This is a genomic window from Micromonospora qiuiae (assembly GCF_016863555.1).
Lineage (GTDB): Bacteria > Actinomycetota > Actinomycetes > Mycobacteriales > Micromonosporaceae > Micromonospora > Micromonospora qiuiae.
Genome location: NZ_BOPC01000001.1, coordinates 1 through 12,754, shown reverse-complemented (window position 1 = coordinate 12,754; position 12,754 = coordinate 1). Strand labels below are relative to the sequence as shown.

At 70.9% G+C, this 12,754-nt stretch carries 12 protein-coding genes, 1 pseudogene and 1 riboswitch; of the genes and pseudogenes, 5 read left to right on the top strand and 8 right to left on the bottom strand.

Annotated elements, in window-relative coordinates:
- The first annotated feature begins 84 nt into the window (after positions 1-84).
- Complete coding sequence (gene glpK / locus Vqi01_RS00060) at positions 85-1,602, top strand: glycerol kinase GlpK (protein ID WP_204031715.1); 1,518 nt, start codon at positions 85-87, stop codon at positions 1,600-1,602.
- A 64-nt stretch (positions 1,603-1,666) separates the two neighbouring features.
- Here the strand turns inward: glpK and Vqi01_RS31495 are convergent, their stop codons facing one another.
- Together Vqi01_RS31495 and Vqi01_RS31490 are read right to left on the bottom strand one after the other, a co-directional pair.
- Positions 1,667-2,302: a helix-turn-helix domain-containing protein gene (locus Vqi01_RS31495; protein ID WP_372444279.1), complete on the bottom strand. Its 636-nt coding sequence runs from the start codon at positions 2,300-2,302 to the stop codon at positions 1,667-1,669.
- 215 nt (positions 2,303-2,517) lie between these two features.
- Positions 2,518-2,674 (bottom strand): annotated as a pseudogene (locus tag Vqi01_RS31490) (helix-turn-helix domain-containing protein); the annotation flags it as partial.
- A 106-nt stretch (positions 2,675-2,780) separates the two neighbouring features.
- Between Vqi01_RS31490 and Vqi01_RS00050 the strand changes: the two are divergent.
- From Vqi01_RS00050 to Vqi01_RS00040, 3 genes are all read left to right on the top strand, one after another.
- Positions 2,781-3,698 (top strand): ABC transporter ATP-binding protein, encoded by a 918-nt coding sequence (locus Vqi01_RS00050; RefSeq protein ID WP_204031711.1) that lies wholly within the window; start codon positions 2,781-2,783, stop codon positions 3,696-3,698.
- The gene (locus Vqi01_RS00045) at positions 3,695-5,320 is read left to right on the top strand and encodes an ABC transporter permease (RefSeq protein WP_204031710.1); all 1,626 of its coding nucleotides are present in this window, start codon (positions 3,695-3,697) and stop codon (positions 5,318-5,320) included. Before Vqi01_RS00050 ends, Vqi01_RS00045 begins: the two co-directional genes overlap by 4 nt.
- 187 nt (positions 5,321-5,507) lie before the next feature.
- A complete protein-coding gene (locus Vqi01_RS00040) occupies positions 5,508-6,449 on the top strand; it encodes an endonuclease domain-containing protein (protein WP_204031708.1) in 942 nt (313 codons plus the stop codon).
- 152 nt (positions 6,450-6,601) lie between these two features.
- Here Vqi01_RS00040 and Vqi01_RS00035 read toward each other — a convergent pair whose 3' ends face one another.
- From Vqi01_RS00035 to Vqi01_RS00025, 3 genes are read right to left on the bottom strand one after another with little or no spacing between them, the layout of a single operon-like run.
- Positions 6,602-7,333 carry an amino acid ABC transporter ATP-binding protein gene (locus Vqi01_RS00035; RefSeq protein WP_204031706.1) on the bottom strand — a complete coding sequence of 244 codons (732 nt, stop codon included), beginning with the start codon at positions 7,331-7,333 and terminating at the stop codon, positions 6,602-6,604.
- On the bottom strand, positions 7,330-8,112 hold the full coding sequence (locus tag Vqi01_RS00030; protein ID WP_204031704.1) for an amino acid ABC transporter permease: 783 nt from the start codon (positions 8,110-8,112) through the stop codon (positions 7,330-7,332). The genes Vqi01_RS00035 and Vqi01_RS00030 overlap by 4 nt, the downstream gene beginning before the upstream one ends.
- Before the next feature lie 34 nt (positions 8,113-8,146).
- Entirely contained in the window at positions 8,147-9,031 is an 885-nt protein-coding gene (locus tag Vqi01_RS00025) for an ABC transporter substrate-binding protein (RefSeq protein WP_204031703.1), read from the bottom strand.
- Positions 9,032-9,285: 254 nt separating this feature from the next.
- Positions 9,286-9,398: riboswitch (SAM riboswitch) on the bottom strand.
- Positions 9,399-9,523: 125 nt separating this feature from the next.
- Between Vqi01_RS00025 and Vqi01_RS00020 the strand changes: the two genes are divergently transcribed.
- Positions 9,524-10,576 (top strand): serine hydrolase, encoded by a 1,053-nt coding sequence (locus Vqi01_RS00020; protein ID WP_204031701.1) that lies wholly within the window; start codon positions 9,524-9,526, stop codon positions 10,574-10,576.
- Between the two features lie 120 nt (positions 10,577-10,696).
- Here the strand turns inward: Vqi01_RS00020 and Vqi01_RS00015 are convergent, their stop codons facing one another.
- The 3 genes from Vqi01_RS00015 to Vqi01_RS00005 form a co-directional block, all read right to left on the bottom strand.
- Entirely contained in the window at positions 10,697-11,179 is a 483-nt protein-coding gene (locus tag Vqi01_RS00015; RefSeq protein WP_204031699.1) for a Rieske (2Fe-2S) protein, read from the bottom strand.
- Positions 11,180-11,201: 22 nt separating this feature from the next.
- Positions 11,202-11,702, bottom strand: a complete 501-nt coding sequence (locus tag Vqi01_RS00010) for a DUF6529 family protein (RefSeq protein WP_239098079.1) — start codon at positions 11,700-11,702, stop codon at positions 11,202-11,204.
- Between the two features lie 131 nt (positions 11,703-11,833).
- Positions 11,834-12,601, bottom strand: coding sequence for a hypothetical protein (locus tag Vqi01_RS00005; RefSeq protein WP_204031696.1), 768 nt, complete (start codon positions 12,599-12,601; stop codon positions 11,834-11,836).
- Positions 12,602-12,754: the final 153 nt, after the last annotated feature.

The following is a 12,754-nucleotide window of genomic DNA, read 5'->3' as shown; positions in this document are numbered from 1 at the left end:
GCGTGGCTTGAAGCAAAGCGCGCGCAGCGCTACCGGTAGAAGGTGGAGGCGCGGGCGCGACCCAGGACGACAAGAGGACTGTGCATGACCGATTTCGTCGGCGCCGTGGACCAGGGCACCACCAGCACCCGATTCATGATCTTCGACCACAGCGGTAACGAGGTCGGTCGCCACCAGCTCGAACACCAGCAGATCCTGCCCCGGGCCGGCTGGGTGGAGCACAACCCGGTGGAGATCTGGGAACGGACCCAGACGGTCGTGCGGACGGCTTTGAACACGCACAACCTGGCCGCGCCCGACCTGGCCGCCCTCGGCATCACCAACCAGCGGGAGACCACCGTGGTGTGGAACCGGCGCACCGGCCGGCCCTACTACAACGCGATCGTCTGGCAGGACACCCGCACCGACCGGATCGCCGCCGCGCTGGAGCGCGACGGCCGGGGAGACGTCATCCGGCGCAAGGCCGGCCTGCCGCCGGCCACCTACTTCTCCGCGGGCAAGATCCAGTGGATCCTGGAGAACGTCGAGGGTGTCCGGGCAGCGGCCGAACGTGGCGAGGCGGTCTTCGGCAACACCGACACCTGGTTGCTGTGGCACCTCACCGGCGGCACAGACGGCGGCGCGCACGTCACCGACCCCACCAACGCCAGCCGCACCATGCTGATGAACCTGGAAACCCTGGACTGGGACGACGAACTGTTGTCCTTCTTCGACATCCCCCGCGCCATGCTGCCGCGCATCGTCGCCTCCTCCGACCCGCACAGCTACGGCAGCACCCTGCCGAACGGCCCGTTCGGCGGGCCGGTGCGGATCACCGGCGACCTAGGCGATCAGCAGGCCGCCACCGTCGGCCAGGTCTGCTTCGCGCCGGGCGAGGCGAAGAACACCTACGGTACGGGCAACTTCATGCTGCTCAACACCGGCACCGAGATCGTCCGGTCGAAGGCCGGCCTGCTCACCACCGTCTGCTACCAGTTCGCCGGCGCGGCGCCGGTCTACGCTCTGGAGGGCTCCATCGCCGTCACCGGCTCGGCGGTGCAGTGGCTACGCGACCAGCTGAAAATCATCAGCAGCGCGGGGCAGAGCGAGCACCTCGCCCGCCAGGTCGACGACAACGGCGGGGTCTACTTCGTGCCCGCCTTCTCCGGCCTGTTCGCCCCGTACTGGCGCTCCGACGCCCGGGGAGCCATCGTCGGGCTGTCCCGCTACAACACCGACGCCCACATCGCCCGGGCCACTCTGGAGGCGATCTGCTACCAGAGCCGGGACGTGGCCGAGGCGATGGCGCAGGACTCCGGCGTACCCCTCGAGTGCCTCAAGGTCGACGGCGGGGTCACCGTCAACGACCTGTGCATGCAGTTGCAGGCGGACATCCTGGGTGTGCCGGTCAGCCGGCCGGTCGTCGCCGAGACCACCGCCCTCGGCGCGGCGTACGCCGCCGGCCTGGCCGTCGGCTTCTGGCGGGACACCGACGAACTGCGGGAGAACTGGAACGAGAGTCGGCGCTGGCAGCCGACCTGGTCGCCGCAGCAGCGCGCAGCCGGCTACGCCGGTTGGCGCAAGGCGGTCCAGCGCACCCTCGACTGGATCGACATCGTGTAAGGAAGGGCCCCTTTTTAACGCCTGGTGTAGAGGAAGGGCCCCCTATTAACACTTCCCGACCGTCTCAAAACTCTCTCAGAACAGTCTCACTATTCTGTGCTGAATCGAGATAGCGGTAGACGGTCGCCCGAGACACGCCGAACTCGGCGGCGATCTCGTCGGCCGAATGAGTGCCGGCCGCGTGCATCCGACGGGCGGCTCGCGCCTGCTCCGAGGTCATTGCCGGTGGACGTCCGGGCCGCCGCCGGCCGGTCCGTGCCGACGGCGGGATGGCGACGCGTGCAGGGGCCGGTGCATCGGCTGATACCTGCTCGCCGGTCGCCACATCGCCCGGGCCAGCGGTATCGGCCGGGCTGGCGGTGTCGTGTGGGCTGGCGGTATCGGCCGGGCTGGCGGTGCCGGGTGGTCCGGTGCCGCGTGGGTCGGCGATGTTGGCGGTGAGGTGTGGGCCGGCGGTGCCATGTGGGTCGGCGATGTTGGTGGCGAGGTGTCGGCCAGTGGTGTCGGGTGGATCGGCGGTGTCGGGCGGGCCGGCGTTCAGCAGGCGGCGGACACCGTCGAGCATGTCGACGCGCAGCACTGGCGCGGGCACGTCCATCAGGAACACCACCGGGTCGCTGCACATGGCGATCGCCTGCACGGCGCGGACCCGCTCACGGCGTTGGGCGTCCGGTCCGGCGACGATCTCGCTGGCCCGCATCGCGATCCGCACCAGCCGGTGGTACGTGCTGCCCCGCTCGACCAGCGCGAGATCGTGGAAGAGCATGCCGAGCGGGCCACGATGTTCGAGCATGCTGTCCACCCAGCCCTCCAACAGCGTCCACCTCGCTTGCTCAAGCGGCAGTGCGCCGGCGGTCTCCACCAGCGCCTCCAGGTCGCGGACCATGGGTTCGGCCAGCGCGGTGAGCAGGTGCCCCTTGCTGGGAAAGTGGTAGAGGATCGCGGCCTTGGTCAGCCGGAGTCGCTCGGCGATCTGGCGCAGCGAGGTGCGTTGGTAGCCCTGTGCGGCGAAGAGTTCGAGCGCGGTACGCAGGATCCGGCTGCGCGTGCCGTCCGTCTTCGCCCAGGTCATGCCCTCAGCCTAGCTGCTGCTGACCGCCGGAAAGGAACGCCGACGACAGTTCCTTTCCATCGGTCAGTACAGTGGGGTCGATACCGGCCCGACGGGAGAGGCACCCATGTCAGTGATCTCCATCGAGAACCTCGTCAAGACCTTCGGCGGTGTGCGCGCGCTCGACGGGCTCGACCTGCGGGTGGAACCGGGGGAGGTGCACGGCTTCCTGGGGCCCAACGGCTCCGGCAAATCGACCACCATTCGGATCCTGCTCGGCCTGCTGCGCCGCGACTCCGGGCAGGTGCGGCTGCTCGGCGGCGACCCGTGGCGCGACGCGGTCGCGCTGCACCGGCGGCTGGCGTACGTGCCGGGTGACGTCAATCTCTGGCCCAACCTCTCCGGCGGCGAGGCGATCGACCTGTTCGGCGCGCTGCGCGGCGGGCTGGACCAGCGGCGCCGGGACGAGTTGCTCGACCGCTTCGACCTGGACCCGACGAAGAAGTGCCGCACCTACTCCAAGGGCAACCGACAGAAGGTGGCGATCGTCGCCGCCTTCGCCTCCGACGTCGAGCTGTACGTCCTGGACGAGCCCACCTCGGGGCTGGACCCGCTGATGGAGGCGGTGTTCCAGGAGGAGGTCCGTCAGCTTACCGGGGCCGGTGCGAGCGTACTGCTCTCCAGTCATGTGCTCGCCGAGGTCGAGGCCCTCTGCGACCGGGTCAGCATCATCCGGGAGGGCCGTGTGGTGGAGGCCGGCACCCTCACCGAACTGCGTCACCTCGCCCGCACCACGGTGACCGTCGAGACCGTACACCCGCTGACGGGCCTGGATGACCTGCCCGGGGTGCACGAGGTCCGCCCGGTCGACGGCCGGGTCCGGTTGGAGGTCGAGCCGGCGCACCTCGACTCCCTTCTCGCTCACCTGGTCCGGTTCGAGGTTCGGGCGCTGACCAGCGCACCGCCCACTCTGGAGGAGTTGTTCCTGCGGCACTACGGCGACACCGCCAACGGCCGGTCCGCTTCCGTCGGCGGCACCCGATGAGCGGCTTCACCGGCACATCGCGGCTGGTCCGGCTCGCGCTGCGCCGGGACCGGGTCCGGCTGGCGATCTGGGTGCTCGGCACGCCCCTGATCGGGTACGCCCTCGCCGAGAGCGTCGCCGGCCTCTACCCGAACAAGCAGACCCGCCTCGGGTACGCCGAGACCGCCGTCACCAGCGTGGTCGCCCGCGCGTTCAACGGCCCGATCGCCGGCACCGAACTCGGCGCCGTGGTGGTCACCGAGACGTACCTCACCCTGGCCCTGCTCTCCGCGCTGCTCAGCACCTTCGCCGTGATCCGGCACACCCGGCAGAACGAGGAGACCGGGCGGGCGGAACTGCTCGGCGCCTCCCCCGTCGGCCGGTACGCCCTGCTCACCGCCGCCCTGGTGGTCGTGGTCGGCGCCAACGTGCTGGCTGCCGGGCTGCTCGCGGCGGCGTTCGTCGGCGCCGGACTGCCGGTGGCCGGCTCGATGGCCGCCGCTGCGGCGATCGGCGGGGTCGGTGTCGCCTTCACCGGCGTCGCCGCCGTCACCGCTCAACTCACCGTCACCTCCCGGGGCGGCAATGCCCTCGCCGCCGCCACGGTGGGGGTCGCGTTCCTGCTGCGGGCCGCCGGCGACGTGCTCGGTGAACGCGAGGCCGGCGGGGTCCGGCTGGACAGCGCCTGGCCGACCTGGCTCTCCCCGCTGGGCTGGGGCACCCAGGTGCGGGCCTTCGGCGGGGAGCGCTGGTGGGCCCTCGCGTTGCCGGTCACCCTGCTCGTCGTCGGGGTCGCCGTGGCCTTCGCGCTGGCCGAACGCCGCGACGTCGGTGCCGGTCTGCTTGCCGCCCGGCGCGGGCCGGCGCGGGCCACCGCCGGGCTGCTCAGCCCGGTCGGGCTGACCTGGCGGCTGAACCGTGGCGCGCTGGCCGGCTGGGCCGTCGCGGTGGCGGTGCTCGGTCTCAGCATGGGCGTGGCCGGGCACGAGGTGGACGCCATGATCGCCGACAATCCACAGGCGGCCCAAGCGATCGCCCAGCTCGGCGGTGGATCGGAGCTGGTCGACGCGTACCTGGCCGCGATGCTCGGGCTGTTCGCGCTGACCATCGGGGCGTACGTGGTGCAGGCCCTGCTACGGACCCGCAACGACGAGTCCGACGGTGTGTTGGAGGCACTGCTCGCCACGGCCGTCAGCCGGACCCGATGGCTCGGTACGCAGGTGCTCGGCGCCGTGCTCGGCGCGCTGGCGCTGATGCTGCTGGCCGGGGTCACCACCGGCCTCGGCTACGGGCTGTCCGTCGGCGAACCGATCGGGTGGGCCGCCGAGCTGGGCAAAGCGGCGCTGGTGCGGATGCCCGCCCTGCTGGTGGTCGCCGGGGTGGTGGCCGTCCTGTTCGGCGCGCTGCCGCGCTGGTCGATCGCGCTGAGCTGGGCGCTGCTGATCGTGTTCCTGCTGCTCGGGCAGTTGGGCGCGGTACTCGACCTGCCGCAGGCCGCACTGAACCTGTCGCCCTACACACACGTCCCCTCGGTGCCCGCCGCCGACCTCGCGCTGCTGCCCCTTGCGGCCCTCACCGCCGTCGCCGCCGCCCTGCTGCTCACCGGCCTGGTCACCTTCCGCCGCCGTGACACCCCCAGCTAGCTCCAGCTAGCGGCTCTTGATCGTCTGCAGTTCAGTGACTCGACACGCCGCGATGAGAGTCACTCAACTGCAGACGATCAACCACCCCTCATAGCACAACCGGGGCCGGGTGCGGGGGTTGTGCACACCAGCGGTGGCTGTCCACAGGGGGCGGCGGACGGTCGTCGGACGCAGCAGGCTCCATGCCATGGATGCCGTGCTCCGGGACCTTCTCGATGCCAGTGGCGGGGTGGTGACCCGGGCCCAAGCCCTTGAGGTCGTACCGCCGTGGACGTTGCGAAGCGGGTACCGCAATGGTCTGCTGCGCCGGGTGCTGCCGGCGGTTTACGTCGACGGGAGGTTGCTCACCAGCCCGCTCCCGCCGATCCCGCTCGCGGCGGTGCCACCCGAGGTTGCCCGACGGGCGGTGCTGGCATACGCCGACGGGCGGGCGGCTTTCAGCTCGCTCACCGCGCTGGACGTGCACGGGCTGCGCCAGCAGCTGCCGGGCGAGCCGCTGCACCTCGACGTCCCTGTCGACGCGGCGTTGCGGAGCAGGCCGCACCTGGTGGTGCACCACCGCACGGCGTTCACGCCGCTACCACCGCAGGTCTTGGTGCGCTGCGGTGTGCCGGTCACTCCGATCGAGGACGCGCTGGTGGCGGCATGGCCTGTGTTGTCTGTCGACGACCGGGTCGGGCCGGTCATCCAGGCGGTCAACGATCGCCGGACCACGCCCCAACGGCTCGGTTCCGCGCTGGCGCTCGTGCCGAAGCTTCCCGGTCGGGGCGAACTCTCCGGCCTTGTGGGCCGGCTCGCTGCCGGTTGCCGCAGTCCGCTCGAGATATGGGGGCACGACCGGGTCTTCATCGGTCCTGGCATGCCAGCCCTACGACGGCAGGTCCGCGTCCGGGTGCGGCAGCGGACGATGTACCTCGACCTGTTTGCCGAGCGGGAGCGGGTCGATATCGAGTTGGACGGTGCTGCCTCGCACGGTGATCGACGCCAGCGCGAGGTCGACCTGCGGCGTGACGCACTGCTCGCCACCGTGGGCATTCTGGTGGTCCGGTTCGCCCACCGGCGTCTCCTACGAGAGCCGGACGAGGTACGCCGGGAGACCCTCGCCATCCTCGCCAGCCGCCGGCCCTGACCGGCAGGCCCGGTGGCGAGCCCGGTGCAGCGGGCCTGGTCGGCAGGCCCGGTGGCGAGCCCGGTGCAGCGGGCCGGACCCGCAGCCGACGGGTGGTGGCCCCGATAACTGCCGCTCGGCGGTGAGCAGCAGGCCGCCGGTCCAGCGTGTCGTCACAGCACCTGGGAGAGGAAGCGGCGCAGGCGGGGGTGCCGGGCCGACTCGAAGACGGCGGCCGGCTCGCCGGCCTCCAGCACCACCCCGGCGTCCATGAAGGCGACGGTGTCGGCGACCTCCCGTGCGAAGCCCATCTCGTGGGTCACCACCACCATGGTCATGCCCTGCGCGGAGAGGTCCGCGATCAGCGCCAGTACGCCCTTGACCAGTTCCGGGTCCAGCGCCGAGGTGGCCTCGTCGAAGAGCATCACCTGAGGCTGCATGGCCAGGGCGCGGGCGATGGCGACGCGCTGCTGCTGCCCGCCGGACAGGTGCGCCGGCCGGGCGTCGGCCTTCGCGGCCAGCCCGACCCGGTCCAGGTGCTCGCGGGCGATCGCCGCCGCCTCGTCCTCGCCGAGCTTGCGGATGCGCCGCAGCGCGAGGGTGATGTTGCGCTGCACGCTCATGTGCGGAAAGAGGTTGAACTGCTGGAATACCATGCCGATCCGCTGCCGCAGGGCATCCGGGTCGTCGCGCAGCACGCTGCGCCCGTCCAACAGCACGTCGCCACGGTCCGGTTCGAGGAGCCGATTGACCGTACGCAGCAGAGTCGACTTGCCCGACCCGGACGGACCGATCACGCAGGCGGTGGCGCCCTGGGCCACGTCCAGGTCGACTCCGCGCAGCACCTGGTGGCGCCCGAAGGCCAGATGTACGTCGCGCAGGCTGAGACTGACCGATCTGCTCATCGTTGGTTGCCTCCGGCGGCGCCGGGCAGCGCCAGGTCCAGGTCGTCGGGGTCGTCGTCGGCCGGCCCGGTCGCCGGCCGCCCGTGCCGCAGCCGCCCGTCGATCCAGTTGACCACGTGCGTCAGCGGAACCGTCAGTGCCAGGTAGAACAGCCCGGCCAGCAGCAGCGCGGACTGGTTGCCGGTGTTGGCCGCGTAGTCCTGCCCGATCCGGAACAGTTCCCGCTGGCTGGCCAGCAGGCCGAGAAAGTAGACCAGGCTGGAGTCCTTGATCAGGGCGATCAGCTGGTTCACCCAGGCCGGCAGGATCCGCCGGATGCCCTGCGGGATGACCACCCTCCGCATCGCCTCGCCCCAGGAGAAGCCCAGCGCGCGGGCCGCCTCCAACTGGGTGGCCTCCACCGACTGGATGCCGGACCGGAAAATCTCACCGATGTACGCCGATGCGATCAGCGACAGCGCCAGGATGCCCAGCGGGTACGGGTTGGGCCCCCACACCTGCATGCCGAGCGGGGCCAGGCCGACCCCGATCAGCAGGATCGTCGCCGCCGCCGGCAGGCCGCGGAACACGTCGGTGTAGACCCGCGCCGGCCAGCGCAACCATCGGGTACGCGAGATGCCGGCCACGGCCAGCACGATGCCCAGCGCCGATCCGAGCAGGGCGGCGGTGACCGCCAGGATCAGCGTGTTCGGCAACCCGACGGTGATCATCTCGGGTAGCGCCTCGCGCATCGACTCCCAGTCGAAGAACGTCTCCCACAGGGTGCGCAACGGATCCACGGTCAACCTCCGCCCGGCTCGCTCGTCGTCCTACTCAGGAAGCGGCCGACGCCGACGGCGCCACCGAACCGTCCGATGCCGACGGCGGGGTCACGTTGCCGCTGCCCGGGGTGAAGTCGGCCGGGATCGGCCGGCCCGGGTAGTACTGCTCCTGGAGCCGGGTCCAGGTGCCGTCGGCGATCACCTCGTCGAGCGCCTTGTTCAGCGCCTCGCGCAGCGCGTCGTTGCCCTTGGCGAAGGCGTACGCCGTCGGGGCCGGGCTGAGTTCCGTCGCCGCCACCTTGATCTTGCCGCCGCTGTCCGCGGCGGTCTTCTCACCGATCTCGGCCGGGGCGATCCAGGCATCGGCGGTACCGGCCTTGAGCTGGTTGATCGCGGCGTTGTAGTCGGGCACCCGCACCGGGTCGAGGCCCTTGGTGGAGGCGTAGTCGTCCTGGACGGTGCCCTGCACGACCACCACCCGCTTGCCGGGCAGTTCCTCGAAGCTGCTCAGCGCCGAGCCGGCGGGGACGTTCAGGCCGAAGTAGCCGAAATCGTAGCCGTTGCCGAAGTCGACGGTCTTCTTCCGCGCCTCGGTGATGGTGATGGAGGAGCTGCCGATGTCGAACTTGCGGGTGTTCACCTGGGACAGCAACGCCGAGAAGTCGGTGCCGACGAACTCCACCTTCAGCCCGAGCTTGTCCGCGGCGGCGACCAGCAGGTCGTTGTCGAACCCGGTGAACTTGCCGTCCTTCAGATAGATGTTCGGCGGAGCGTCGGTGAGCGTGCCGGCCCGCAGCACCCCGGGCTGGAGCAGGTTGTACGGGTTGTCGGCGGTGCTGCCGGCAGAGTCCGAGCCGCAGGCGGTGAGGGTGGCGGCGCCGAGGATGGCGGCGACGCCGACGGCGGCGACCCGGGTCAGGGCAGGAAGGATTCGCACAGGTGTCTCCTGGTTGAGCTACGGCGGGCACGGACGTGCCACACCGACGGTCCGCCGTGGGACGGACCGCTGGAACGGATCGTGGGGAAATCAGAGATCGGTCATGCGACCGGCGCGGTCAGCTACACGCGGTGCTGCACACTCGCATCATGTCGATGTGCCGGCGTCGGGTCAGGTCCGCACCGGGGGCGACAGGAAGGGTACGACTGCGATGCGGCACGGCTCTCCTCCAGGTCGTGATGACCTGGGAAACCAGGCCACGCTTGCATCGGAGCCTGCTCCGATGCCTGGTCCTCACCCGGGGCACCCCTGCGCGGACGAGGGTTGCCGGCCAGCGAGCCGGGGCTTGGCGCTGGCGCTCATGACCTGCCGCTGAGGCTAGGGCAGGTGACGGGGCCCGGTCCACCCGTTATGACCAGCCTCACCTGTGTGGAAGCGTGTATCCGGATGCCGGCGTTCGCCGGTCGGACACGAGAGTCAGGGGGAGTGGCAATGCCCAAGCAGGTGAGTCGGCGGGCCGCCATCGGCATCGGGGCGGCGACGGCGGCACTGGTGGCGGCACCGCGTGCGGCCACCGCCGCGCCCAACGGCCCGGCGGTCGACACCGCTGATGGCGCCGGGGCCGCCCCGGCCGCGTCCACGCCCGTCGGGCCGCAGGAGCTGATTCGGCGTACGTATCAACAGCAGAAGACGCGGGCGGGCGGCGTGTGGCACTCGCACGTCGCCATGCTCGACGCCGCCGGTGCACTGCAGACCGTGCTGGCGGACGACGCCGACCGGGTGACGCACGGCTACAGCGTGCAGAAGGTCGCGGTCGCCGTCGCGGTAATGGACAAGATCGACCGGGGTGAGCTGCGGCTCGACCAGCGTCTCGACCTGACCGCCGACATCATCCTCGGTGGCAGCGGGATCTACTTCCTGCAGACCGTCTGGGGCGACGAGGTCACCGTGGCGAACTTCCTCACCGCGTTGCTGCTGGTCTCCGACAACACGGCGGTGCGGATGTGTGGCCGGGTGGTGCCGGCGCTGGAGATCAACCAGATCCTCGCGGCCAAGGGCTTCACGCACACCAGAGTGGAGCCGGTGGCCAACCCGAACCGGTTCTTTCTCGGGGTCACCACCCCGCGGGAGACCCACGACCTGCTCTGGCGGCTGGCCAACAAGACCCTGCTGTCGACCCGATCCAGCGACTTCCTCCTCGGCATCCTGCGCTGGATCAACGGCTACCACGACGGCGTCCGCCGTGACATGTCCTCGGCGGAACGCAGCCGGGTCGCCACCAAGTACGGCGCGGACTACGACTCGCGTGGCGCCGCCCGGCACGAGGCCGGCATCGTCTTCGACGCGGCCGGCGCACCGACGCTGACCTACGCGTTCTTCGCCGACTCCCTCGGTGACCTGGACAACTACGGCGGCACGCATCCGGCCGTACGGGCACACGCGGCGCTGGGGCGGGTCATGTTCGACGCCGTTGCCCCGGTCACCAACCGCACCGCCCGCGCCCGCCACTCCGTCCAGCGGTTCCACCCCGTCAACGGCGGCTGACCCGGGGGATGGGGTGGGGAGGCAGGGGCCGTCCGAGGTGGGAGGCACCCCGGACGGCCCCGCGCGGCCCGGGCCTGGGTGGGCCGCGTCTACCGTGTTCGCTTGTCGCGGGCGGCCGGGTCAGGCCAGCCGGATGGCGTCTCCGTCGATGGTGACGTTCGCGGCGGGCAGCGGGGCGCCCGCCGGTCCGCTGCGTACCGATCCGTCCGCGATATCGAACACGCTGTTGTGGCAGGCGCAGGTGATCACGCCGTCGTCGACCGAGGTGACCGTGCAGCCCTGGTGCGTACAGGTTGCCGAGTACGCCTTGATGGTGCCGGCAGTGGGCTGGGTGATCACCACGCCCACATCGGCGAAGATCTGTCCACCGCCGACCGGGATGTCCGCCAGGGTGGCCAGCGCCGGGGCACCGGCGTCCCCGTCGTCGGGGGCACCGCTGCCTGACGGGTCCGCGGTGCCGGCCGACGGGGCGGCCGGCGGGGGCGGGGCCGCCGCCGGCTGGCCGTACGTCGCGCAGCCGGTCAGCGCGGCCACGCCGACCGCGCCGGTGCCGGCCAGCAGGGCCCGTCGTGACCGGCAGCAGCCGGCCTGCTCGTGGTTCATCTGGGGGTGCCTTTCCGCAGGATCAGAGCTGGAAGCCGAACGTGGTGAAGTACCAGACCGACGAGGTCAGGAAGATGCCGGTCAGGGCGACGAACACGGCCCCGCCGATCACCGGCAGCACCCAGCCGGCGAGTCCACGCTTGGGCAGGATCAACATCTTGGTGGCGAACGCCCCGAAGAAGAAACAGCCCAGCAGGGAGTGCAGCAGCGTACGGGTGTCGTAGTCGGCGAAGCCGAGCGCGTACAGGCAGTGCACGGCGACCGGAACGGTGAGCAGGAACGCGACCCGGCCTGACCAGCGGTGCGCCGCACCGGCCCAGGACGGGGAGAACCCGCCGAGCCGGCCCCACATGGACAGCGCGGTGAGCAACTGGATGACGGCGAAGAACGCCGCCCCGGTGCCCAACCACACCTTCACCGTCAACGGCGAGGAGAAACCGGCCACGTTCACCGCGATCCCGGTCGGGGTGTGGGTGCGACCGTAGACCCCCAGGGCCACCGCGACCCCCGCCCCCACCATCATCGGGACCAGCAGCGAGGGGCGCCGCCGCTGGGCGCTCGGCGGAGAACTGCCGAAGTCGCGCAGCACCTCGACGGCGGGCTCGGGTGGGCGGCGCGGCATCGTGCGTACGCTGCCCATGCGGTGCTCGGCCATCACCGTGCCCCGGGGACGACCGGCTCGGCGGTGAGGGTGACTCCGTTTACCAGGGTGCTGTAGAAGGCGGGATCAAGCGGCGGCGCCGGGATCAGTTTGCCGTTCCAGGTGACGATGCCGATCTGGGTGCCGTCGGGCAGGAAGATCCAGCCGCCGTCGATGCCGGCCTTGCGGGCGTCGTCGGTCGCGCGGTAGATCGCCGGGCTGGTGACCGAACCGGACTTGACCTTCGGCTCGTCCGTCAGGTCGTCCTCGGGCCAGGCGGTGAACTTCCACCGGCGTACGCCAATGATCATCTCACCGCTGGCGCTGTCGCCGCGGATGATGCCGCTCAGCTTCGCGTCCTTGCCGGTCAGCTCGATCTTCCCGTCTCGTACCGTGCCGGACAGCCACACCTCCATGCTGCGGCCGTCGCAGACGTACGCCTCGGCCTTGCCGTTCTTGACGGTGATCGCGATGACGGCGCCGTTCTCCAGCTGGCCGATCCAGTTCTGTTCGACCGAGGCGACCTCGGTGCCGGCCGATGACTCGCCCGGCTTGGTCGGCGGTGACGTTCCGGGCGGTCGGGCGGTGGCGGGATCCTGTTCCGCCGCGTCCGCTCCGGCGTCGGCCTCCGGCTCGGCCTCGGCAGCCGGCGCTGCGACCGGTGGACCGTTTCCGGCCGCGGGTGGGGTGCTCGGCGGGGATGCCTGTGCACTCATTGTGAACAGCACGGCAGCCGTCACCGCCCCCGACAGGAGGGTCAGCAACGGAGTCAGGCGCTTCATGGGCTACTCCCTTCCCCCACAGGTACGGCCCGCCGCCCCCAACGGTTCAACACCGATGAAAGTGAAAGGAAGGGCCCCTTATTAACGCCTCGTGTATAGGAAGGGGCCCTTCCTAACACTTCGTGTGGGAGGGAGGCGCGGATGACGACGGCA